The organism is Streptacidiphilus carbonis (assembly GCF_000787775.1).
Classification (GTDB): domain Bacteria; phylum Actinomycetota; class Actinomycetes; order Streptomycetales; family Streptomycetaceae; genus Streptacidiphilus; species Streptacidiphilus carbonis.
In genome coordinates this window covers 1-21,291 of sequence record NZ_BBPM01000092.1, presented here as the reverse complement: position 1 = coordinate 21,291, position 21,291 = coordinate 1, and the positions used below count along the sequence as shown (strand labels likewise).

At 70.7% G+C, this 21,291-nt stretch carries 24 protein-coding genes and 4 tRNA genes; 16 read left to right on the top strand and 12 right to left on the bottom strand.

The annotated features are described in order from the left end of the window. From TR46_RS41930 to TR46_RS35865, 3 genes are all read right to left on the bottom strand, one after another. Window positions 1–255 (bottom strand): hypothetical protein (locus TR46_RS41930; RefSeq protein WP_152626900.1); only part of this gene is annotated, 255 nt, incomplete at its 3' end. Between the two features lie 227 nt (window positions 256–482). Next, a complete protein-coding gene (locus tag TR46_RS35870) occupies window positions 483–926 on the bottom strand; it encodes a PIN-like domain-containing protein (protein WP_042410868.1) in 444 nt (147 codons plus the stop codon). Then, window positions 926–1,564 carry a DUF433 domain-containing protein gene (locus TR46_RS35865; RefSeq protein WP_042410866.1) on the bottom strand — a complete coding sequence of 213 codons (639 nt, stop codon included), beginning with the start codon at window positions 1,562–1,564 and terminating at the stop codon, window positions 926–928. Before TR46_RS35865 ends, TR46_RS35870 begins: the two co-directional genes overlap by 1 nt. Before the next feature lie 315 nt (window positions 1,565–1,879). Between TR46_RS35865 and TR46_RS35860 the strand changes: the two genes are divergently transcribed. Next, a complete protein-coding gene (locus TR46_RS35860; RefSeq protein ID WP_042410864.1) occupies window positions 1,880–2,083 on the top strand; it encodes a cold-shock protein in 204 nt (67 codons plus the stop codon). A gap of 53 nt (window positions 2,084–2,136) precedes the next feature. On the opposite strand, the gene TR46_RS35855 is transcribed toward TR46_RS35860, so the two are convergent. Continuing rightward, window positions 2,137–2,592 (bottom strand): hypothetical protein, encoded by a 456-nt coding sequence (locus TR46_RS35855; protein ID WP_042410862.1) that lies wholly within the window; start codon window positions 2,590–2,592, stop codon window positions 2,137–2,139. Between the two features lie 419 nt (window positions 2,593–3,011). Between TR46_RS35855 and TR46_RS35850 the strand changes: the two genes are divergently transcribed. The 9 genes from TR46_RS35850 (at window position 3,012) to TR46_RS35815 (ending at window position 7,465) form a co-directional block, all read left to right on the top strand. Continuing rightward, window positions 3,012–3,572 carry an SMI1/KNR4 family protein gene (locus TR46_RS35850; protein ID WP_042410860.1) on the top strand — a complete coding sequence of 187 codons (561 nt, stop codon included), beginning with the start codon at window positions 3,012–3,014 and terminating at the stop codon, window positions 3,570–3,572. Window positions 3,573–3,635: 63 nt separating this feature from the next. Beyond that, a complete protein-coding gene (locus TR46_RS41925) occupies window positions 3,636–3,773 on the top strand; it encodes a hypothetical protein (protein ID WP_174505189.1) in 138 nt (45 codons plus the stop codon). A 29-nt stretch (window positions 3,774–3,802) separates the two neighbouring features. Further along, a complete protein-coding gene (locus tag TR46_RS35845) occupies window positions 3,803–4,135 on the top strand; it encodes a hypothetical protein (RefSeq protein WP_042410858.1) in 333 nt (110 codons plus the stop codon). 183 nt (window positions 4,136–4,318) lie between these two features. Further along, a complete protein-coding gene (locus TR46_RS35840) occupies window positions 4,319–4,966 on the top strand; it encodes a DUF4328 domain-containing protein (protein WP_084719230.1) in 648 nt (215 codons plus the stop codon). 142 nt (window positions 4,967–5,108) lie between these two features. Continuing rightward, complete coding sequence (locus TR46_RS35835; protein ID WP_042410877.1) at window positions 5,109–5,309, top strand: hypothetical protein; 201 nt, start codon at window positions 5,109–5,111, stop codon at window positions 5,307–5,309. A gap of 5 nt (window positions 5,310–5,314) precedes the next feature. Then, window positions 5,315–5,848: a DUF6879 family protein gene (locus tag TR46_RS35830; protein ID WP_042410856.1), complete on the top strand. Its 534-nt coding sequence runs from the start codon at window positions 5,315–5,317 to the stop codon at window positions 5,846–5,848. After that, window positions 5,845–6,687 (top strand): helix-turn-helix domain-containing protein, encoded by an 843-nt coding sequence (locus TR46_RS35825; protein ID WP_042410854.1) that lies wholly within the window; start codon window positions 5,845–5,847, stop codon window positions 6,685–6,687. The genes TR46_RS35830 and TR46_RS35825 overlap by 4 nt, the downstream gene beginning before the upstream one ends. A 302-nt stretch (window positions 6,688–6,989) precedes the next feature. Continuing rightward, window positions 6,990–7,217 carry a hypothetical protein gene (locus tag TR46_RS35820; RefSeq protein ID WP_042410852.1) on the top strand — a complete coding sequence of 76 codons (228 nt, stop codon included), beginning with the start codon at window positions 6,990–6,992 and terminating at the stop codon, window positions 7,215–7,217. Further along, window positions 7,214–7,465, top strand: a complete 252-nt coding sequence (locus TR46_RS35815; RefSeq protein WP_042410850.1) for a hypothetical protein — start codon at window positions 7,214–7,216, stop codon at window positions 7,463–7,465. The genes TR46_RS35820 and TR46_RS35815 overlap by 4 nt, the downstream gene beginning before the upstream one ends. A gap of 477 nt (window positions 7,466–7,942) precedes the next feature. Here TR46_RS35815 and TR46_RS35810 read toward each other — a convergent pair whose 3' ends face one another. Further along, entirely contained in the window at window positions 7,943–8,311 is a 369-nt protein-coding gene (locus TR46_RS35810; RefSeq protein WP_052433405.1) for a hypothetical protein, read from the bottom strand. Window positions 8,312–8,649: 338 nt separating this feature from the next. Between TR46_RS35810 and TR46_RS35805 the strand changes: the two genes are divergently transcribed. Then, the gene (locus TR46_RS35805; protein ID WP_042410849.1) at window positions 8,650–8,871 is read left to right on the top strand and encodes a hypothetical protein; all 222 of its coding nucleotides are present in this window, start codon (window positions 8,650–8,652) and stop codon (window positions 8,869–8,871) included. 232 nt (window positions 8,872–9,103) lie between these two features. Here TR46_RS35805 and TR46_RS35800 read toward each other — a convergent pair. The 5 genes from TR46_RS35800 to TR46_RS35780 form a co-directional block, all read right to left on the bottom strand. Further along, window positions 9,104–9,176: transfer RNA gene (locus TR46_RS35800), tRNA-Lys, on the bottom strand. Between the two features lie 177 nt (window positions 9,177–9,353). After that, window positions 9,354–11,369, bottom strand: coding sequence for a hypothetical protein (locus TR46_RS39005; RefSeq protein ID WP_063770747.1), 2,016 nt, complete (start codon window positions 11,367–11,369; stop codon window positions 9,354–9,356). A gap of 328 nt (window positions 11,370–11,697) precedes the next feature. Next, window positions 11,698–13,968, bottom strand: coding sequence for a DEAD/DEAH box helicase (locus tag TR46_RS35790; RefSeq protein WP_042410847.1), 2,271 nt, complete (start codon window positions 13,966–13,968; stop codon window positions 11,698–11,700). 280 nt (window positions 13,969–14,248) lie between these two features. After that, entirely contained in the window at window positions 14,249–14,824 is a 576-nt protein-coding gene (locus TR46_RS41920; RefSeq protein WP_052433404.1) for a hypothetical protein, read from the bottom strand. A gap of 178 nt (window positions 14,825–15,002) precedes the next feature. Next, the gene (locus tag TR46_RS35780) at window positions 15,003–15,353 is read right to left on the bottom strand and encodes a metallopeptidase family protein (protein ID WP_042410845.1); all 351 of its coding nucleotides are present in this window, start codon (window positions 15,351–15,353) and stop codon (window positions 15,003–15,005) included. Window positions 15,354–15,505: 152 nt separating this feature from the next. On the opposite strand from TR46_RS35780, the gene TR46_RS35775 reads away from it, so the two are divergent. From TR46_RS35775 to glsA, 5 genes are all read left to right on the top strand, one after another. After that, a tRNA-Glu gene (locus TR46_RS35775) sits at window positions 15,506–15,578 on the top strand. 33 nt (window positions 15,579–15,611) lie between these two features. Beyond that, window positions 15,612–15,685: transfer RNA gene (locus tag TR46_RS35770), tRNA-Asp, on the top strand. A gap of 28 nt (window positions 15,686–15,713) precedes the next feature. After that, a tRNA-Phe gene (locus tag TR46_RS35765) sits at window positions 15,714–15,787 on the top strand. A 231-nt stretch (window positions 15,788–16,018) separates the two neighbouring features. Further along, window positions 16,019–17,287: a hypothetical protein gene (locus TR46_RS35760; protein ID WP_063770746.1), complete on the top strand. Its 1,269-nt coding sequence runs from the start codon at window positions 16,019–16,021 to the stop codon at window positions 17,285–17,287. A 62-nt stretch (window positions 17,288–17,349) separates the two neighbouring features. Further along, entirely contained in the window at window positions 17,350–18,639 is a 1,290-nt protein-coding gene (gene glsA, locus TR46_RS35755; protein WP_063770745.1) for a glutaminase A, read from the top strand. Window positions 18,640–18,766: 127 nt separating this feature from the next. On the opposite strand, the gene TR46_RS35750 is transcribed toward glsA, so the two are convergent. Both TR46_RS35750 and TR46_RS42930 read right to left on the bottom strand, forming a co-directional pair. Next, window positions 18,767–20,428 carry an AbgT family transporter gene (locus TR46_RS35750; RefSeq protein ID WP_042410843.1) on the bottom strand — a complete coding sequence of 554 codons (1,662 nt, stop codon included), beginning with the start codon at window positions 20,426–20,428 and terminating at the stop codon, window positions 18,767–18,769. A 122-nt stretch (window positions 20,429–20,550) separates the two neighbouring features. After that, window positions 20,551–21,189, bottom strand: coding sequence for a hypothetical protein (locus TR46_RS42930; RefSeq protein ID WP_052433403.1), 639 nt, complete (start codon window positions 21,187–21,189; stop codon window positions 20,551–20,553). Window positions 21,190–21,291 lie beyond the last annotated feature (102 nt).

Here is a 21,291-nt window from a genome sequence, read left to right as displayed (position 1 = left end):
GACTTCGACAGCGCACTCCCAGGTGGAAAAGATGCCAGGGACATCATCGAGCACTTCGACGAATACACCCAGGGCATGGGTCGGCTGCAGCAACCGAAGGTGAAGGCCATCAATCGTCAGCCGGATGAGCTTGCCGAAGCGTTTCGCGTCGACTTCAAATGGACGTATTCCGACGACACGCGTCGCCCGATCCTCAAGGTTGGCCCCTTCGACGTCGATCTGATCATGGCGGAAGACGCTGCTGTCAGACTGCACTGCGCGACGTACGAGGCGATCTCGGCGGACCAGGGCAAACGCCTTCCACCGGGCTGGGCGTACGGCGTGCAGCGCCCTGACGGCGAGCGGAAGCCAGGTCGGCGTCCAGCCCCCTACAGGCCGTCGACCCCCAACGGAGACGGTCCTGCGAACGGCATGCCTGGTAGGGGCCGAACCGCGTGGGAGGAGCAACTCCGATCTAGCGAAGGTGCACCCGACCGACAGGCTCAATGGTTCCAGTACTTCGGCTGGCGCTTGCGCGGGTCCTGGATCTCGAAGCGTGACCTCGGCGCGTGATCCAAACGTCTGATCTTCACCAGACGTTGGGTCTCGGCATTCTCCAACTCCACCATGACCAGGGGCATCGCTGCTGCGATCGCGCCCATGGACAGGCCGACACCGATCAGGCCGTCGACGGTCTGGCTGTAACGCACATGGTGGATCTTGGCCTTCATGATGGCCTTGGTCTCGTCCGGGTTGTCGAGCTGTGCTTTGTCCCGCGTCAGGAAGACGTTGTAGCCCTTGCTCGCCGCGTCCCGCAGCAGCGGGATGTCCTTCTTACCGGACCAGCCGATGCGCGTGACGTGGTCGATCTGGTGCCGTGCTGGCAGCAACAGCCCGAGGAGTTCGACCAGCTGCACGGCGGAGTTCTCGTCAACGAGTATGCGCATCAGGCCGCGCGCCCACCCGGGGCGTAGCTGTCGACGTACACCGCGAAGCTCTGCGCGTCCCTGGCGGCGGCTGCCGTGACCGACGGGTAGTAGTCGGCGATGCGCTCAGGAGGCACGCCGTCGCGGATCAGCGCTGCGATTTCCTCGAAGGGGACCCGGGTGCCGGTGATGACGGGCTGGCCGCCTTGGGTCTCCGGGTCGACCGTGACGTGCTCGCGCGGGTGGAGCAGGTGGGGGACGACGACGCCGGGGCGTGGGGTGAAGGGCTCCATGATGTCGGCGAGCGTGGCGATAACCTGCTGCCCGGGGTGCTTGAGCAGGTCGGTGCCGTGCTCTTCGTCCTGGTAGAGCACGATGGTCTTGCCTTCGGCGACGAGGCTGTACGGCGACAGGTGCTCGGTTTCGCCAAGCTGGCGCAGAGTCCCAACGGCAGCCCGCAGAGCTTGTAGGGAGCGCTGCTCGCGCAGGCGGGCGAAGGCGCGCAGGGCCAGGACGTCGCGGAAGGAGTAGACGGCGCGGGGGCGGACGGCGAGTTCGGGCTGAAGGAATGGACCCTTGCCGCGGTCGGTTCGCCAGCTGCGAAGCTGTCCTGTGGTGGCGCCGGATAGTGCTGCGGCCATCTGTGTGGAATATGCCATGTCCCCGCCACCTCCTTCTGTCGGTATCCCCAGCCTGCCATGGCGTGACCCACTATCCGCCGCGTGGGTGCGCGGTGACACTACCGAGACGGAGCAGCCACCCGTACGGCGGTCTCGGAAACCGTTACCCGAAGGAGTGGATATGCCTCGGAATGCACCGCACCTGGACCGGGGCGTCGCCTGGGCTGTATCTAGCGGGCGAGACCCGCTCCTGGCCCAAGTTCTCCCCTCCCGGTAGCCTTGATCATCAGCAGCCGAGGTACTGCGCCCGCAGTCGGCGGGTGTGTTGGCTGCGCTTGTCAGGGAGAGACCAGCATGGCCAGTGGCACCGTGAAGTGGTTCAACTCCGAAAAGGGCTTCGGCTTCATCGAGCAGGACGGCGGAGGCGCCGACGTCTTCGCCCACTACTCCAACATCAACGCCCAGGGCTACCGCGAGCTGCTCGAAGGCCAGAAGGTCACCTTCGACATCACCCAGGGCCAGAAGGGCCCGCAGGCCGAGAACATCACCCCGGCCTGATCCCGTGCAGCCGGCGCCTCGCACCTGACCGTGCGGGGCGCTGCTGCATTCAGTCAGCCGAGGTCGCTGCGCCTGCTCTTCCCGGGCTGTGTGCGCAGATCCCCGACGCGCCTGAGCCCACCCGTCCGGGGCTTGACCGTGTCGTCAGCGGGGCCGGAGCCTGACTGGGCGGCATGGCGCTGTGCCTGCTCGATGAGGTCCCGCAGCAGGCGGTACACCGACTTCACGTCCCCGAGGAACAGCGGCGGCGTGGATTTGACCGCGCTCAGGCCGCCCGGGGCGAACCGCACGTAGTACCTGCTGCCTGCGACGGTGAGGCGCGTCGTGGCTACGCCCTTGCAGTGGACTTCGGCGGTCGGGGCGCTGGCGATGGTTCCGTCGCGTCCGGCGAGGGTGAGGGTGCCGTTGCTGATGCTGATCACACCGGACCGCAGAGGCTTGAGCAGTCCGGTGGCGATCTGCACGTCGAACGTGATCTGCTGTCGCGGATTCGGCCGGCTGTCTCTCATGCTTCCCCCGCTGTCTGCAAGTGTTCCGAGCGCTGCGGGAGACCATAACTCGGGCCAGGCAACTGGGGAACCTGCTGTCGGCGCCCGGAACCGCGCTTCACCGCGCCGGGTGCAGTCCCCAGACGCCGCACTCCAGGTCGTCCGGCTCCTGTCCGCCGAGGCCTCGACAGCGCGGGCACTTCGTCCGGTCCTCGCCGGTGGTGCCGGCCTGGAAGCCCCACCCCCTGCAGTCGGGGCACAGGTCGCGGTCCGGGGCGGGGCAGGAGCAGGTCATGGACGGTGAGCGAGCCAGCGGGCGGCCGGGTCACTGCAGGTAGCTTTCCCGCACGCGGCATGGCTGCCGACCGGTCGCCCGTGTCCCGGGCAACTGATAGCGGTGTCGTAGGGTTTCGCCAACCCCGCGGCTGCAGGAGGCCCTGATGCATCCCAGCGTTGCCAGACTCGTCGAACTCATGCCACCGCAGGCCGGTGCTGGCGACGTGGTCGACTGGGGCCAGGCCGAGCAGCGCTGGGGGCGGCTGCCTTCGGACTACCGCGACTTCGTCACGGTGTACGGCGGGGGCACAATCAACAACTCCCTCTACATCGGTGTCCCGTTCGAGACCCCCACGGAGGCAGGCTCTGCGCTGTCCTTGTCGGAGTTGACCCTCGACGGCCTGGCGCTTCTTGGCCCAGACCCCAGCGATCTACCGCCTGAGGTGACCCGGCGCATCTCCTGGGCAACGGACTGCAGCGCGGACCATGCCTTCTGGGACACCGCCGATGCCGACCCCGACAAGTGGACAGTCCTGGTGCTGGAGCGGCACGGCGAGTGGGTGCACTACGACTGCGGCATGGCCGACTTCCTTGCCGGCTTCGTCACAGGGGGGATCCACGACGCGATGGGCGGGTTCGATCCGGACGGGCCCGTATTTCTGCACGCTCGCGAGGAGCACCGTCTACGCGAGACCGGCGTGGACCCCTGGTTGCGCAGCAGCTGAACGGACCGGGCAGAGGCACGGGTGACATCGCACAAAGATCAGGTTGGAGGCCCTGCTCGACCCATGCCAGGGCCCCGCCGGGCAGCCTACGGGCGGACCGACTGGCACGGCGGCTGGAAGGACGGCAGCAAGGCCCTGCTCGGCTACTTCGAGGACGTCGACAAGTTGGAGGAGAACCCGCTCAACGGCACCGGGCTGTGAGTGGTCCCCCTTGCCGGTACGGTCCTGCCATGAAGCTTGATCCTGCCGGGGCCCAGCGGTACCTGCGCGACGCCTTGCAGCGGCAGGCGGCGTCTCGCGGATGGTCGAGGCCGTCATTGTGGAGCACCGAGGCACACGTTCTGCTCGCGGTCGGAATCCTGATCATCGGAAGCCTGTGCCTAGCAGACATCACCCGCGACACCCCGGTCCCCACGTGCATGTGGTACCAGTTCGACGACCCGACGGTGCGGCCGGATGTCTGTCAGGCGCGCGTCGTCAACTGGTGCAACCTCAACCACCCCGAGGACCAGACCACGCAGTGCATAGACAAGGTTTACGGACAAGCCCCCAGCAACTACTGAGAACGAGTGCGGGAGCCCCACTCGACCCATGCCAGGACCCCCGCGAGCGGCGTAGCGGGCGACCCGTTACTCCGGGCGCCCTGCATGAGGGCCTGCGACTGGGCGCGCAGTCCTGCTCTAGGATGCGCTTCCGCCTTTCTCGCAAGGTCGAGTGGGCATACATCAACAGAAGCGGCATAACCGATGACCGACGCAGTACAGCCAGGACCTCTACCAGCCGCAGTCGATGGCACCACGCCTGTTGATGCAGTGACTCAGGCACGCAACGCGCAGATCGCCCTGGCTCTGGCCGCCCTCGTCGAGCCGGCGAGGGCGGCCTCCGGGATTTGGGACCGCACGGTTGTCGTCAACGGCGTCACGCGGTCAAGTACCTTCTACTCGCTGGCCAGCACACTAAATGCCATTGCTGTGTTTGGCGCCGTCATTGCCTTCCTGCTCTGGCTGCGCCGCTGCCGTACCAACGCCGACATCCTGGCCCCTGGCGCGGCTACCTATTCCACCGGCTGGGTTGTGGGCGCCTGGTTCACGCCACTGCTCATGTGGTGGCGACCGCGGCGCATCGTCTTGGACATCCACAGGGCGAGCCACCCCGAAGCTCCTGATCACACCGGGATCCGGCTCATCAACTATTGGTGGACGGCGCGCGTCGGCTACAGCGTTACAGTCACGATTCTCGTGGCACTGACTGGACGCATGGTCCGTGTCAGCCCAGCGATCACCATCGTCCTTGAGGTCGTGTACATAGCTAGCGCCGTGCTCCTCATCGTGGTGATCAACCGCGTCACTGGAGCTCAGGCGAGGCGATTCGCACCGTCGAGCGCCCCGGCCTGACCCGGCTTCCCCGGCGCCCCCACCAGTCGGTGCGGGGTGCCTCGCCGTTCCCGGATTCGCGGTCTTCTGATTCGCGCCCGGTCGGCGCTACGGTGCGCAGCAGCCCGGTGACGGATCCGGGTACGAGCGAAAGGTGATCACCGTGAAGCTCACGTTCCTTGGCACCACGTCGAAGGATGGCGACTGCCCCACCCTGTACGAGACCGAGACCGGCGACATCGTCGTCCAGGGCGACCGCCTCACCGATCCCGAGGCCTTGGAGCAGTTGCAGGACGTCAAGGACTCCGAGACGTTCGTCGTCATCCCGCGATCCCTGCTCACGCGCTTCGCGCCCAAGGAGTAGCCGGCGTGCACGACCTGATCAGCGGCCCCGCCATCACGGAGTTCTTCCGCGACGGCTTCGAGCACACGGCCTGGCGCTGGGAGACCAGACGGGCCTACGGCGTCGCAGCCGAAAGCGAAGCCCTGCAAGCCTTCCTGCGGGGCGAGGAGGTGTCCGACCCGGCCCGGCCCTGGCTGACGCTGATGCGCGACCTGACGGCCCAGCGCAAGACCGTGGGGAGGGTGCGGCTGGTCGACGACCCCCCGACGGACTACCAGCGGTTCCTGCTGGCCGACGTGCTCGACAGCGTCGACGCCGGGGAAGACATCCGCTACCTGGACCGGCGCAGCGCCCGGCGCCAGGGGCTGCCGGAATACGACTTCTGGCTGTTCGACTCCAGCACCATCGGCATCTTCACTTTCGAGGGCGATCGCTCCCTCGGGATGGCCCTCACCCAGGACCCGGCCGAGGTGCTCAAGGGCTGTCAGATCCGTGACGCCGCCCAGCACTTCGCGATCCCAGCCCGCGACTTCGCTGCGCAGGTACCTTCGTCGGTGTGAGCACCGACTTCCAGCAGGCCCGGATGACCCTGGGTGCGCGGCTCCGAGAGCTGCGCACCGAGGCCGGCCTGACTGGGCGTGAGCTGGCCCGCACGCTGGGGTGGCTGCCCTCGAAGGTGTCCAAGCTGGAGAACGCCAAGCAGACGCCCAGCATCGCCGACCTGGAGGCCTGGGCGCAGGGCGTGGGCAACCCGGAGTCCGCGGTCGAGCTCAAGGGCAGGCTGCGCGGATTCGAGACCCGATACCGCTCCTGGCGCCGCCAACTGTCCAGCGGCCACCGGGCCCGCCAGGAAGCCGGGATCGCCGAGCTGTCGCGGACCAGGGTGATGCGCGGCGCCGAATTCGGGGTGATCCCCGGGGTCTTCCAGACCGCCGAGTACGCGCGGGCTGTGCTCACGCGCTATGTGGAGCTGCGCGGCACGCCCCGGGACGTCGAGCCCGCGGTGAGCGCCCGGATGCGGCGCCAGGAGGCCCTGTACGAGCCCGGCCGCGAGTTCCACGCCCTGATCTGGGAGGGCGCGCTGCGGGTGCTGATCTGCAGTCCCGATGTACTGGTCGGGCAGCTCGACCGGCTGGTCGGTCTGCTCGGCATGAGCACGGTCTCGATCGGCATCATCCCGTTCGAGGCGCCGATGCGGATCGCCCCGGGCGACGGGTTCTGGATCTACGACGACCGACTCGTGATCTCCGAGACGTGGAACACGGAGATGTGGCTGGACGACGCAACTGACGTCGCCCTGTTCTCCAAGATCTGGGACACGCTCAACGAGTCCGCGTTCTACGGGCCCCAGGCGCACCGGCTGATCGCCAGGGCCCGGGCCGCGCTGGACCTCGCGTAAGCAAATTCGAGCAGCACGGGCACTCCTGGAAGCAATTCGGAGCAACCTCGGCACGTTGCGGCAACGCCGATCCCTACGGTGCTGGTCATGGCAGAACTTGCGGCTCCCGCAGCGCCGCAGCCACCGGTACGGCGGCTGCCCGTCGACGCGACCACCCTCACCCGCTTACACGGCCTCGCCTGCATCACCTGCGGCGGCGCCGGGGCGCCGCTGAGTCCCGCCGGTCACGTGTACACCGGTGACGGCGACGGGGGCCTTCTCGGCTGGCCCGTGGCCGCCTGCCCCGAACACCGGGCGGACCCATGCAGCCACTGACCACCCCGGTACCGAGGGTGCTGCCGCATCCGTGGGACCTGCACATGGACCAGTGCCGCGGCACCCGCTGCGTGTGGTGCAAGGACATGCTCGGCGACGTCCGGATACCCACCGGCACCGTCGCGAGCGTCCACCAGCACGGCTCCGCGCCCGAGCGGGTCGTGACGTTCAACGTCTTCGCCTGTCCGGCCTGCGCCAAGGAAGGCACCACATGAGCCAGCTCCACCCGGACGACGTCGCGTTCCTCGACGGCCTGCTGTTCAGCTCGACCTACCTGCGGCGGTACTGCGACCGCTGCAAGCAGGAGCGGCACACGGTCGTGGTGGGCGGCGTCGAGGCCGGTACGGGTCCGGGCTGGGACATCCGGTTCTGCCGCTCCTGCCTCGGCACGGTGCTGGCGCTCGCCCGGACCGCCGCGGCCGGCCGCAGCGACCACACCCCGGCGCTGCCGTCGCTCTACTGATCTCCCGTCCGGCCGGCCCCCGCGGTGGTGCCGCGGCCGGACGGGGAACGCCGCCCGGGTCGCCTTGGTCTGCAAGGCACCCGGGCGGCACCAGACGGCCGCCCGTCGCCTGTGGAGGGACGACGGGCGGCAACACCTCGGGGTGCCGGCGTCGGCGCATCCACCGGCACCCCACCCGACCGAGGAGCAGGGCATGGACACGGACGACGACGGGCCCCCCGAGCGGGATCCGTACGGTCCGCTGACGCGGGACGAGACCCTCGGGCCGTGCCCGGCCTGGTGCGGTGGCGTCCACGTACCGCGGGAGGAGTGTGACGCCGTCGCCGGGCCCGGCGTGGGCCTTGGCGCCCCGGTCGAGTGCGGCCTCGGCGTTGGCGTTGAGGCCGGCGAGGGCCTGGCGCTCCAGGTCGGTCATGTCGCCGCCGGTGAGCAGGAAGTCGGCGATGCCTTGGGCTGCAGTGCGGGCTGCGGTGGGGGTCATCGGACACCGGCCAGGGCGCTCAGCTCGGCGTCGACCAGGGCGGGGGCGGCGTCGACCTGCACGCGCTTGACCTTCAGGGTCGGGGCGCTGGTCTTCATCGGGACCGGGCCCAGGCCGAGGCGCTTGTACATGGCCCGGATCTCGTCGAGGTCCGCGGTCTGCCGACCCGAGGGGATCCGCTCGACGGACCAGGCGCCGTACAGGCCGGCGGGCAGGCGGTCGAGGATCTTGCGAGCGGCGCGCTTGCCGCGGTCTGCGCGGCGGGCCTGGTCGGCGGCGCGATTGAACTCCTTCGCCGCGCCCTCGATGACGTCCAGCTCGGGCATGTCGGCCAGGCTGTACAGGTCGGCGGGCTCGTCGGCCACCGGCGCGGAGGCGGTGGCGCGGAGGCGGTGGCGCGGAACTCGGCCACGACGGTGCTGATGCGGGCGGCCAAGTCGGCCAGGACTGCGCGGGCCGAGCGGGTCTTGCGGACCGTGAGAAGGTTGATCACAGCGGGCTCCTGGTGAAGTCAGGTGTTCCGTGAGGCCCTGCTCGGTGGTGGTACACCGGGCGGGGCCGCTTGCGTCTGCAGCCGTGTTCCCTGCCGACATCTCCATAGTAGGGAACATTATGTTCCATCGTCAATAGCGTATGACCTAGGAAACTAGTCGCTGCCTAAGTAACATAAGGTTCCATGGACATGAATGGAACACTGGGTACCGTGGACAAGCGATCACTGGAGCAGCTGGCGACTCGGTTCAGAGATGCCGAGACGCGGACAAAGATCCTCAGGCAGGAGCTGGCGGAGGCGATCCGGCAGGCCTCCAAGGACGGCGTCCTGCAGAAGGACGTCTGCGAGGTGACCGGCTACACCCGCCAGCAGGTACGGCGCATCGTCCAGGCCGAGGACGGAGGCGACGGCGACGACCCCGATCCGTCGTGAGCCCCGCCGGCCTTCACCAACTGAGCCCCCGCCGCGCCGAGGTGACGGGGGCTTCTGCATGCCCACCCAGCGCCCACCGCCGGCGCAGCGCAGCCCCGAGGCGGCCAACGATCCATGATCGCCTAGCTCTCGGGCGAGCAGCGGGCGAGCAGGGGCCCTTTTGGATCTTCCCCGGAGCACGAAAAAGCCCCCACCGCAGGCTAGTTGCCTGGTGGGGGGCTTGATCATGTTGTGGGCCGCGTGGGGCTCGAACCCACAACCTACGGATTAAAAGTCCGCAGCTCTGCCAATTGAGCTAGCGGCCCGGGCGGCTGTGCCGCTGTCCCAGGAGGGGCAGGGCGTGGTGCCGAGTGAAGCCTACCTGGATCTAGGCATGGTTCCGCCACCGCATTGCCGTGCAGTCCGATACGCCCGGGATGGGTCGGTGGCCGGGGTGCCCCGTCGCCGCCGGGGCGGCGGGACGGGGCGCCCGTGGGCCGGTGTCAGCCGGCGCTGAAGTAGCCGGCGACGTCGGCGAGCACGTTGACCGTGCCGAAGGCGTTGTAGAAGTCCACCTTGCCGTTGGTCGTCGGGGTGACCGCCAGGTTGGCGACGGTCAGCCCCGGCGTGAAGTTCAGCGTCGAGGTCGTCGGCTTCCCCTGGCCGTCCGGGTAGGCCGCCAACCAGCCGCCGGCCGTCCCGCCGGTGACTGTCACGTTCATCACCACGGCCGAGACCCCGGTCGCAGGCACCGGGGCGCGGCCCGCGAGCTGCACGGCGAGCGCGGCAGCGGCACCCACCGGCGCCTTGGCGCTGCCCGTACCGTCGCGGGTGTCGAGCATCCGCGCCGGACCCGCCGGGTAGAAGTGCGCACCCGTGGCGTCACCGGTGAAGTAGCCGGTCACATCGGCGACGACGTCCACCGAGCCGTTGGCGTTGTAGAAGTCGACCTTCCCGTCCACCACCGGCACGATCGCCAGGTTCGGCGTGGTGCGGCCCGCGGTGAAGTTCACCGTCGAGGTCTGGGGCAGCGGCTGGCCGTCCGGGTAGGCGGCGATCCAACTCGCCTGGGTCGCGCCGGTGGCGGTCACGTTCAACGCCACCGCCGTCACGTTCGCCGGCGCGCCGTTCACTCCGGCGACCTGCAACGAGATCTTCGATCCCGCACCCAACTGCTTCTTGGCCGTGCCGGTACCGGACCGGGTGTCCAGTACTCGGGTCGGACCAGCGCTCACGAACGTCGACCCGGAGGACGCGGTCGTGTAGTAGCCCACCAGGTCGGCCACCACGTTGACCGAGCCGGCGGCGTTGTAGACGTCCACCGACCCGTTCACCACCGGCACCGTCACCAGGTTCGCCAGCACCTGGCCCTTGCCGAAGTTCAGGTTCGACACCGTCGGCCGGGCCTGGCCGTCCGGGTAGACCGACATCCAGTCGGCTGCGGTCGCGCCCGTCGCCGTGACGTTCAGCACCACCGCGCCGACACCGGTGGCCGGCACACCGTTCTTCCCGGCCACCTTCAGCGCCAGGGACGCACTCGCGCCCAACGGCTTGCTGAACCCGCCGATGCCATTCCGGGTGTCCAGCACCCGCGTCGGGGTCGCCGGCACATAGGTGGTGCAGGACGGGAGCGGCGAAGCGGCCGCGGACGGCGGGAGGGCCGGCCAGGGGACGTAGAAGCTGTAGACGGAGGTCGGGCCGGACAGGCCCGCCGTGTCGACCGGGGTCACATACAGGGTCTGGGAGCCCCAAGTGAAGGAGAGGTTCAGCGAGGCGTTTCCGCAACTGTCCGGGGTCGCCCTTGGGGCTCCGACGCCAGGTTCGCTGCCCACCGAGTAGAGGTAGTAGGCAAGGCCGCTCGACGCGCAGTCGGGGGCCGACGCCGAGGTGCATCCGGCCGGGAGCGCGTCCTTCGAACCGCTGAGGTCGAAGGTGCCCGCCTGACCGGCGCTCTTGGTCGCCGCGGCACCGCTCCCGGTGGCCGGGAAGTCGGTGCTGGTGATCTGCGCCGCCGACGGACGGCCGGAGTCCACGGTGAAGTAGCAGCTCACCGAATCGGGCGAAGCGGCCTGTCCGTTGGTCGTCTGCGCGTACCACCCGTAGGTGTGGCCGTCGGCGACGGGCAGTTTGAGCCAGAGGTAGGCGTAGGTGCCGCCAGGTCCCGCCAGGCTGGTGAGGTCGGTGGACGCTGAGCCGTCGGTGTCCCAGACATGCGCGGTCGCGGACCAACTGCCGGTCGGGGAAGCCAGTCCGGGAAGCTTCACCATCAGTCGGATCTGGCCGGCCATGACGTCGCTGTAGGCGAGCCAGGCCGTGCCCCCGCCGGTGCCCGCGCCCGAGGCGCAGCCGTTGCCGCCGGTGGTGCTGGGGTCCATCCCCAGTTCCGCTGCCGTGGGCGCCGGGATGGTCGGGTCGATCGCCTGGGACCCCGCGCGCGGAGCCTTCGCCGCCGCCTGCGCTCCTGTCACCGGCCCGGCCACCGGCAGCAGCAGTGCGGACAGCACTGCCAGCAGCAGCACCAGCGGGCCGAGCGGGCCCCCGGGCCGTCGTCCTCTGCTTCTCCCGCCACGGCGGCGGCTGTTCGGCCCCGTCGTCGTTCCCATGGACATGGTTGTCCCCCCTCGCGTTCGCGGTGGTGCGACGGTGCCGCGTGTGGGTCCGACCAGAGTGCCCACAGCCCCCTCAAGCCCCGTGCACAAGATCAGGCGGAGCGTAGCAATGCAGTGCCGGTGCTTTGTCCGGTAAGGCGGTACAAGAACCGCTCTCGCCGTCAGTAAAGCTTCAGTCAAAACACTGCTGCCCCACCGGAGTTCCGGTGGGGCAGCAGTGTTTCAGGTGCTGGGTGCGTCAGTTCTTCCAGCGGGGCTTGTTGCGGTCGCCGCCGCCGAAGGACGGGCGGTCGTCGCGGCGCTGGAAGCCGCCGGGGCGGCTGTCGCGGTCGCCGAACGAGCGGCCGCCGCCGGAGGCCGGGCGGTGGTCGTCGCGGCGGCCGAATGCGGGACGGCTGCTGCCGCCGCCGCTGCGGTCGTCACGGCTCTTGTACGGGCTGGACGGACGGCCGCTGCGCTCGCCGTAGGCCGGACGGTCGTCACGGCGCTGGAAGCCGCCGCGGTCGCCGCCACGGTCCGAACCGCGGTTGTCGCGGTCACCGTAGGAGGGACGGCCGCCGCCGAAGGACGGGCGGTCGTCGCGGCGCTGGAAGCCGCCGCCGGAACGGTTGTCACGGTCACCGTAGGAACGGCCGCCCGAGGAGGACGGACGGTCGTCACGACGCTGGAACCCACCACGGTCGCCGCCACGGTCACTGCTGCGGTCGTCGCGGCGCTGGAAGCCGCCGCCCGAGCGGTTGTCGCGGTCACCGTAGGAACGGCCGCCCGAGGAGGACGGACGGTCGTCACGACGCTGGAACCCACCGCGGTCGCCGCCACGGTCACCGCCGCGGTCCTCACGGCGGTCGAAGCTCCGGCTGTCACGGCTGTCACGGCTGCGCTCGTCCCGCACCGACGAGGTGCGGGCCGGGCGGCTGTCGTCGACGTCCACGGCGGTGCTCTGCGCGGGGACGGTCGCCTCGACAGCGGCGCCGCCGGCAGCGGCGTCGGCCGAGGCCTCCGTCGCCGGCTCGTCCTCGATGCCCAGCTCGGCCCGCTCGCGGGCGGCCCGGGCCGCCAGGCGGTCGGCGTCGGCCCGCAGGTCGGCGGCGTGCTTGGTGGCGCGCTCCAGCTCGCGGGTGAGCTCCTGGACGTCCTTCTCGGCCTGCTTGGCCTGGGTGGCGACCGACTCGGCCTGGACCTCGCTCAGCGAGCGGGCTCCGGTGATCTTGATCAGGTCGGCGTCGAAGGCGCCGCCGACGATGTGCCGGGTGGCCTCGACCCCGGCGTCCTCCAGCAGGCGGAACACGCCGCGCCGCTGGTGCGGCAGGATCAGCGTGACGACCGTGCCGGAGCGGCCGGCGCGCGCGGTGCGGCCGGAGCGGTGCAGGTAGTCCTTGTGGTCGCCGGCCGGGTCGACGTTCAGCACCAGGTCGACGTCGTCGACGTGGATGCCGCGCGCCGCGACGTCCGTGGCCACCAGGACGTTGACGTAGCCGTCCTTGAAGTCGCCCAGGACGGCGGTGCGCGCGCCCTGGGTCATCCCGCCGTGCAGCGCGTCGGCGAGCACGCCCGCGTCACGCAGCTGCTCGGCGACGCGGTCGCAGCCCATCTGGGTGCGGACGAAGATGATCGTCCGGCCCTTGCGGGCGGCGATGGCGTTGGTGACCGGGGCCTTGTCCTTGGGCTTCACGACCAGGACGTGGTGGGTCATCGTGGTGACGGCGCCGGCCGACGGGTCGACCTCGTGCGTCACCGGGTTCTTGAGGTAGCGCTTGACCAGGGTGTCGATCTCGTTCTCCAGCGTGGCGGAGAACAGCATCCGCTGACCGCCGGCCGGGACCTGGTCGAGGATCTCGGTGACCTCGGGCATGAAGCCCATGTCGGCCATCTGGTCGGCCTCGTCCAGGACGATGACCTCGGTCTCGTCCAGGGTGCAGGCGCCGCGGTTCAGCAGGTCGCGCAGGCGGCCGGGGGTGGCGACGAGGATGTCGACGCCGCGCTCCAGCGCGTAGATCTGGTTGGACATCGAGGTGCCGCCGCAGACCACCTTGAGCCGCAGGCCGAGCACCGAGCCGTAGGGCTCCAGGGCGTCGGCGACCTGCATGGCCAGCTCGCGGGTCGGGACCAGGATCAGGCCGCGCGGGCGCTTGGCCTGGCTGCGGCTGCCGCCGAGGCGGGTGAGCAGCGGCAGGCCGAAGCTCAGGGTCTTGCCGGAGCCGGTGCGGCCGCGGCCGAGGACGTCCTTGCCGGCCAGCGCGTCCGGGATGGTCGCGGCCTGGATCGGGAAGGGCTCGGTGACGCCGCGCTTGGCGAGGGTGCGGACGATGTCCTGGTGCAGCCCCAGGTCGCCGAAGGTGATCTTCGGCTCGGCGGGCTCGGCCGGCTCGGCGGGGGTGGTGTCGATGGTGTCGGTGCTGTCGGCGGCGTCGATGACGGAGTCGATCGAGTCGTCCGTGGTGACGGTGGCGGCGGGGGCCTCGATGCCGTTTTCGGGCATGGCGAAGCGGTCGTCGTCAACGAGAGACATGAAGAACCTTCCGGAATATGGCACGCGCCAAATCCGCGGGGTTCACCTACAACCGCCTCAATGCGGTCAGCCACGGAGTGCACGGTACGCGCCAGGGCGCCTGATGGGAGTAGCAGCAGCGCCGGGCAAATGAAACAAACAACGATCTACCAAGATAGCCTAGGGCTCACCCTGCACGCAAACAGCCCGAGCGGGCAGCAGACGCGAGGGCAACCGCAAGCTCATCCGTACGCTGCCTCACAGGTTGGACAGCGAACGGCACCCCCGTTCTATTCCCGCCTCAGGATGCGGAGTTGGACGGCGCCGGCTGGGACGGAGCGGCGGAGGCCGAGGTCGGCGGCTGGACCGGCTGGGTGGCCGGGGCGCTCGACGGGGACGGGCTGGGCGATGGAGCGCCGGTCATGCCCCCGGCCGCGCCGCCCGAGGACGAGCCGGCACCCCCGGCGGCCCCGCCCGCACCGCCGGACGTGCCGGCGGCCGCCCCCTGTGCGGGAGTGGCGCCCGCGGCCGGTGTCTGCTCCGCGACGACCGCGCCCGGAACGCCTGGAACCGTCGCATGCGCGGCTCCTGACGCGGCGTTGCCGGTGCCGCTGGGCGCGGCGCTCGCCGACCCGCCGGACCCGGCGTGCTGCGCCCCGGTGCGGGTCCGGCCGCCGAGGCCGTCCTGCGAGTGGCCCGGGGCCGAGGCCGCCGCGGAGACCGGGCCGCCGGCCCCGGACGGGCTGCCGGCCCCGTCCACCTCGGTGCACCCGGCCAGCGCCGCCACCGCGAGCGCGCCCACCGCGAGCGCGGCGGCCCGCCGTCCGGCTCGCGATCCGGCCCGCGATCCGACGTGCGACCCGGCCCGCAGTCCCACCCCACCGCCATCAACCCTGCTGCCCACCGTGCGCGGCCCCGCTTCCCGTTCGGTACGGCGACCGCCACTGACGGCCCTCCTCCGTCCAACGCGACGGCCCGGCGAAAGGACACGGCCGTCCGGCCCAGGGCCCGGCCCGGGACCGGACCCGGAGCCGGAGCCGGAGCCGGAGCCCGGCTCAGCCGTACCCGAGGGCGTGCAGCCGCTCGTCGTCGATGCCGAAGTGATGGCCGATCTCGTGCACCACGGTCACTCCCACCTCGGCCACGGCCTGCTCCTCCGTCGCGCAGATCCGCAGGATGGGGTTGCGGTAGACGGTGATCCGGTCCGGCAGCACCCCGGCGTACCAGTCGCCGCGCTCGGTCAGCGGAGTCCCCTCGTACAGCCCGAGCAGTCCGGGCATGCCCGGCTCCGGGTCGTCCTCCACGAAGATCACCACGTTGTCCATCAACCGGGCCAGCTCGGGCGGTATCCCGTCGAGCGCCTCGCCCACCAGCTCCTCGAACCGCTCTCGTGACATCTCAAGCACGCTGCTCCTCGGGAAAGGGGGCGAAAGGGGACTGACGGAGGCCGAGCGGGGGCGCGACCAGGAGGGGAACGAAACCATTTTGGCGATACCCGTCCCCATCCCATATGCTTCTGAACGTCCCCGACGGCCGAAAGGAAGCCGGGAGGGCCAGCGCCCTCATCGTCTAGTGGCCCAGGACGCCGCCCTTTCAAGGCGGTAGCACGGGTTCGAATCCCGTTGGGGGTACGCATTACACCGCGCGCAGGTTCGCCTGTGCGAGGCCTCGTGGAGCAGTTGGTTAGCTCGCCACCCTGTCAAGGTGGAGGTCGCGGGTTCAAGTCCCGTCGAGGTCGCAGTGTTCCTCCTTTCGAGGGGGATCACGGCCAGGTAGCTCAGTTGGTACGAGCGACCGCCTGAAAAGCGGTAGGTCGGCGGTTCGACCCCGCCCCTGGCCACAGCAGAGCCCCCGGTGAGACCACTCACCGGGGGCTTCTTCGTGCTCACGCGCCGCCTGCCTCCCCGCTGACCGGCCCGGACCGCTACCCACCGGCCGGACCGCTACCCACCGGCCCGGACCGCCGCCCCGCCTGCCGCCCCGGTAGTGGACGCATGCTTTCCTCTTACGTGCGGCCCGTACCCTGTGTGCGCCCTTTCGGGCGAATGTGGATCGGGCGGGAGAGGACCAAGTGCGCCGAGTCGGCAGAGCAGCCGCGCGCGACGACTACGGCAGCCGGGCCGGGCGGATCGGGCTCCTGCCGCTGCGCCGGCACAACGCGTTGCTGGGCCTGTGGACCGTGCTCTGGTTCCTGCTGGTGGCCCGGAGCGGCGGGGTGTCCTGGCACTACGTGCAGCAGGGCGAACAGCTGCTCTTCGGCGACGCCCCGGGCGGCGGCCTCTCCCTCTACGCCCAGCACCCGGAGCTGCAGATCGGGCCGGTGAGCCTGCTCGCCGCCCGGCTGTTCGCCCCCTTCCCGCCGCAGACCGGCCAGTTGCTGGCCGAGGCGACCATGTCGGCGCTGGGCCTGGTGATGCTCATCCTGGTGGGCCGCACCGCCGCCCGGTACCACCTGGGCACCGGGACCAACCACCGGCGGCTGCAGCAGCGGATACTCATCGCCGGACTGGCCTTCATCCCGATGTGGGTGGAGGTGTCGGTGCGGTTCGCGCACCTGGACGACGTGCTCGCGCTGTTCTTCACCACGCTGGCGGTGTACTCGCTGAGCCGCGGCGGCAGCACCGCGGTCGGGATATGGCTGGCGCTGGCCGCCGACGCCAAACCCTGGGCGCTCTCCTTCGCCGCGCTGCTACTGGCCCTGGAGCGGGGGCGGCGGCTGCGGGTGGCGGTGCTGTGCTGCGCCCTGGTCGCGGTCGCCTGGCTGCCCTTCTACCTCGGCGACCTGCACTCGGTGGCCGCCGCCAAGTTCGTCATCCCCAACCAGCCGGCCTCCTCGCTGCGCTGGCTGGGGGTCAGCGCGCCGTCCACCCCGCCCTGGGACCGTCCGGCCCAGCTCTCGCTGGGGCTGGTGCTGGGGGCGCTCGCGGTGCTGCGCGGCCGCTGGCCGGCCGTGGTGCTGCTGGGCGCCGACGCCCGGATCCTGCTGGACCCGAGCGTCTACACCTACTACACCGCCTCGGTGCTGCTGGGGACGCTGATCTGGGACGCGGTGGGCCAGCGGCGGCTGGTGCCGTGGTGGAGCTGGATAGCCCTGCTGTCGCTCTACGGCGGCACCCTGCTGATCCCCTCGGACCCGGCGCGCGGGCTGGTGCGGCTGGGCTTCGTGGTGCTGTCCACGGCCTATGTGCTGCTCTGGCCAACCTCGCGGCCCCGGACCGGCTCCGGAGTCCGGGCCCGCTCCAGGGCGGAGGCGCGGTCTGCGGAGCAGCCGGTGCGGCAGCGGACGGCGGACGCGGCCGAGTGGCCGGGGCCGATGCATTCCAGCACGATCGGAGCATGACGCCGCCTCAGGAACCCCCGCCGCCAGGACCTGTCGGCGGGGATGCCCACATCGCTCACCACATGGATGCCGGCGTCGATGTGGTGAGCGAGGCCCTGGCCGGCCTGTACGAGCGCTGCCGGACCCTGGACGCGGGCGAGGTCGCCGACTACATCCCGCAGCTGGCCCTGGCGGATCCGGACTGCTTCGGGCTGGCGCTGGTGAGCATGGACGGGCACCGCTACCGCGCGGGCGACGCCGACACCGCCTTCACCCTGCAGTCGGTGACCAAGCCCTTCGTCCTCGCGCTGGCCCTGGCCGAGCTGGGCGCCGACGAGGTCTGGCGCCGGGTCGGCTGCGAGCCCAGCGGCGAGGCGTTCAACGCGATCAGCCTGGACGAGGTGACCGGGCGGCCGGCCAACCCGATGATCAACGCCGGCGCCATCGCGGTCACGGCGCTGGTCCCGGCCACCGGCCCGGGGGAACGCTTCGCCCGGATCCTGGACTGCCTGGGCCGCTTCGCCGGCCGCCGGCTGGACGTCGACGAGGCGGTGCACCGCTCGGAGGCGGAGACCGGCGACCGCAACCGCGCGCTGGCCTACCTGATGCGCGGGACGGGGGCGCTGCGCGGCGATCCGGCGGAGGCAGTGGACACCTACTTCCGCCAGTGCGCGGTGCGCGCCACCGTCGAGGACCTCGCGGTGATGGCGGCGACGCTGGGGAACGGCGGGGTGAACCCGGTGACCGGCGAGGCCGTCGTCCCGGAGCCGGTGGCCGTGCAGGTGCTGGCGGTGATGGCGACCTGCGGCATGTACGACGGGGCGGGCGAGTGGATGCTGCGGGTGGGGCTGCCGGCCAAGAGCGGGGTGTCCGGCGGGCTGGTCGCGGTCGCCCCGGCCCGCTTCGGGGTGGCCGTGCACAGTCCCCGGCTGGACCGGGTGGGCAATCCGGTGCGGGGGGTGGCGGCGCTGCGCGAGGTGTCGCAGCGGTTCGGGCTGCATCTGATGCACAACGCCGCACCGGGGGCGGCGACGGTCGTCTCCGAGGGCGGGGGCTCCCCCGAGGACGGCGACGGCGACGACGGCGACTGCAAGGGCGGCGACGGCGGCGGCGACCGACGGACCGGGGTGCTGGCGGCCCAGGGTGCGCTGGACTTCGCGGCGGCCGAGCGGCTGCTGTCCGCCCTGGGCGAGAGCGTCGGCGCGGCCCCGGGGCCAGTGGTGCTCAACCTCGAGCGGGTGACCGCGGTGGACGCGGCGGCGGAGGCGATGCTGACCAGGGCGCTGACTCTGCTCGCCGATCGGGGGCACCGGGTGGTGCTGGTCGGAGAGGTGCTGGGGAGCGGGCCGTGGGAGCAGGGGCGGGAGTTCTGAGCGGTCTTCGGGTGCGGACCGTAGTGGGCTTGTCCCGCAGTTCGCCCGCGCCCCTGGGGGCTGCCGCTGAACCCCTGCGGGCAGGTTGCCGCCACCACGGGTGCGGGGGAACTGCGCGAACCCTGCCCTAGAGGTGCACCGGAGCCCCGGGCCCCAGCGGGATGCCGATCAGGTACCAGGCGATGAAGAAGATCAGCCAGCTGGCGGCGACCACCAGCGTGTAGGGCAGCATCATCGACACCACGGTGCCCACCCCGGCCTCCTTCTTGTACCTCTGGGTGAGCACCACGATGAAGGGGATGTAGACCATCAGCGGGGTCACGATGTTCATCGGGCCGTCGCCGACCCGGTAGGCGGCCAGGATGGTCTGCGGGGCCACGTTGAGGCGGATGAACAATGGGATGAAGATGGGCGCGAAGATCGCCCACTTGGGGATGACGCCGGGGATGATGATGTCCAGGACCAGGGTCACCAGGACGAATCCGATCAGCAGCCAGACCGCGCCGATGTTGGCCCGCTCCAGTGCGTCGGCCAGCTTCACCGCGATCACCGTGGCCATGTTGGAGTAGTTGAAGTAGGCAATGAACTGGGCGATGATCAACAGCAGGAAGATCAGGCCGCCCAGGCCGGCGAAGGTCTTGGTGATGGCGGCCATCGCGGCGGCGCTGCCCTTGAGGGTCCCGGCCCCGGCCCCGTAGCAGACCCCCGCCACCAGGAAGAGCAGCATGATGATGAAGATCAGGCTGTCCATGAACGGCGAGTTGTCGAAGACGCTGCCGGTCTCCGGGTTGCGCAGCGGGGCGCTCGGGAAGGCCGTGAGCAGCACCAGGACCAGCACCACGGCGAGCATCCCGTAGAGGGCGAACTTCAGGCCGCGGGCCTCCGCCTCCGGGGCGAGGGCTTCCTCCTCCTCCGCGGCGGCGGCCTGCGCCGGGGGCTGGTACTTGCCCAGGCCGGGCTCGACGAACTTCTCGGTCAGCACGGTGATCACGATGGCCAGGAAGAAGGTCGAGGCGATGCCGAAGTAGAGGTTCGAGGTCAGGTCGATGCTGCGGTTGGGATCGACCAGGTGGATCGCCTCGTTGGTGACCTCGGTGACGATCCCGTCGACCGGGGTGATCAGCACGTTCACCCCGAAGGTGGCGCCGACCGCGGCGAAGGCGGCGGCCAGCCCGGCCAGCGGATGGCGTCCGACGCTCTTGAAGGCGACCGCGCCCAGCGGGATCAGCACCAGGTAGCCCGCGTCCGAGGCGATGCTCGACAGGATGCCGAGCAGCACGATGATGAAGGTCAGCGTGGCCGGCGGGGAGACCGCGACGAGTTTTCGGATCAGCGCCCCGATCAGGCCCGCCTCCTCGGCGAGCCCCACCCCGACCATGGCCACCAGGATCACCCCGACCACGCCGAAGTCGGTGAAGTTGTCGACCGCCGAGGTGAAGATGAACCGGATGCCGTCGGCCGTCAGCAGGCTCTTGACGTGCGTGGTCTCGATGGTGACATGCACGTCGGGGTGGAGCGCCGAGCCGGGCGGGTAGGTGACCGTGGGCTCGGTCGTCCCCTGCGGATAGGTCACCGAGCCGGCGACCGGGCCGGGGGACGCGGTCTCGTAGGTCGCATGGACTCCGAAGGCCGACAGGATCGCGGAGAGCACGAGGACCAGGACGATCAGCAACAGGAAGATCACGGCGGGGTGCGGGACCTTGTTGCCCGCCTTCTCGATCCCGTCCAGGAGGCGCTGGGTGACGTTCCGTTTGCCCGGGTCGTCGGGCGCTGCTGCTGCAGTACTCATGGCGGGGGCTCCTCGCACTGGCGGTGCCCCATCTATCCCATATGTATATCTGATGCCCATTCGGCCACGCCGCTGCACCGGGCGGAAGAACCCGCACGGCGGAACCAGCGCCGGAACGGGGCTCAGTACCGCTGGGCCTTGGCGACCTTGGGGACCAGGTTGAGGTCGGACGGCTTGGTGCTGAACGCCACCGGCTGCGCCTTCTGACCGGCCGCCAGGTTCGCGGCCCCCACCACGTCGGTGTCGACGACCTTGCCCGAGCTGTCCGCCCAGTCGACCTGGACCGCGAAGTTGGCGGTCGCACCGGTGCGGTTGGTGATGTTGACGATGGCCGCGTAGAGGCCGCCGGTGCGGTCCCGGTTGAGCCCTGTGAGCCCCACGTCGGCGGTGGCGTTGCCGCTGCCTTGGACGTTCGCCAGCGCCGCCGTGGCGGCGGCCTTGACCGCGGCGGTGCCCGCCGACGCGGAGGAGGCGAAGGCCGAGGCCGCCGCGGCGGAGGAGGCAGCCGCGGCCGAGGCGGACGCCACGGCGGCGGAGGCCTTGGAGGCCAGCGAGGAGGGGCCCTCCCCGGAGAAGGACGCGGTGGCGGGGGCGCCGGCCGCGGCCGAGGAGGTGCTGCTGCTCGCGCTGCCGGAGGAACTGCCGCACGCCGCCAGCCCGACGACCGCGGCCGTGCCCACTGCGAGAAGGGCGCCGGCCACCGTCAGCCGCCCCGTACGCCTGCCCGTACCCAGCTGAAATCCGCCCACCGTCGCACCCATCGTCCAGGGCCGGGCTCCTGATCCCGCACCTGTGCCCCATCGTGTGCGTCCACCCGGGTGCCCCGCGACCGCGCAGACCCGTCCGGGGTACTGGGGTGGGGG

Bases quoted from the DNA above. Each gene is read 5' to 3' on its own strand.
- TR46_RS35870 (WP_042410868.1), bottom strand. From the start codon at position 926: ATGCGCATACTCGTTGACGAGAACTCCGCCGTGCAGCTGGTCGAACTC.
- TR46_RS35865 (WP_042410866.1), bottom strand. From the start codon at position 1,564: ATGGCATATTCCACACAGATGGCCGCAGCACTATCCGGCGCCACCACA.
- TR46_RS35860 (WP_042410864.1), top strand. From the start codon at position 1,880: ATGGCCAGTGGCACCGTGAAGTGGTTCAACTCCGAAAAGGGCTTCGGC.
- TR46_RS35855 (WP_042410862.1), bottom strand. From the start codon at position 2,592: ATGAGAGACAGCCGGCCGAATCCGCGACAGCAGATCACGTTCGACGTG.
- TR46_RS35850 (WP_042410860.1), top strand. From the start codon at position 3,012: ATGCATCCCAGCGTTGCCAGACTCGTCGAACTCATGCCACCGCAGGCC.
- TR46_RS41925 (WP_174505189.1), top strand. From the start codon at position 3,636: ATGCCAGGGCCCCGCCGGGCAGCCTACGGGCGGACCGACTGGCACGGC.
- TR46_RS35845 (WP_042410858.1), top strand. From the start codon at position 3,803: ATGAAGCTTGATCCTGCCGGGGCCCAGCGGTACCTGCGCGACGCCTTG.
- TR46_RS35840 (WP_084719230.1), top strand. From the start codon at position 4,319: ATGACCGACGCAGTACAGCCAGGACCTCTACCAGCCGCAGTCGATGGC.
- TR46_RS35820 (WP_042410852.1), top strand. From the start codon at position 6,990: ATGCAGCCACTGACCACCCCGGTACCGAGGGTGCTGCCGCATCCGTGG.
- TR46_RS35815 (WP_042410850.1), top strand. From the start codon at position 7,214: ATGAGCCAGCTCCACCCGGACGACGTCGCGTTCCTCGACGGCCTGCTG.
- TR46_RS35790 (WP_042410847.1), bottom strand. From the start codon at position 13,968: ATGTCTCTCGTTGACGACGACCGCTTCGCCATGCCCGAAAACGGCATC.
- glsA (WP_063770745.1), top strand. From the start codon at position 17,350: ATGGATGCCGGCGTCGATGTGGTGAGCGAGGCCCTGGCCGGCCTGTAC.
- TR46_RS35750 (WP_042410843.1), bottom strand. From the start codon at position 20,428: ATGAGTACTGCAGCAGCAGCGCCCGACGACCCGGGCAAACGGAACGTC.
- TR46_RS42930 (WP_052433403.1), bottom strand. From the start codon at position 21,189: ATGGGTGCGACGGTGGGCGGATTTCAGCTGGGTACGGGCAGGCGTACG.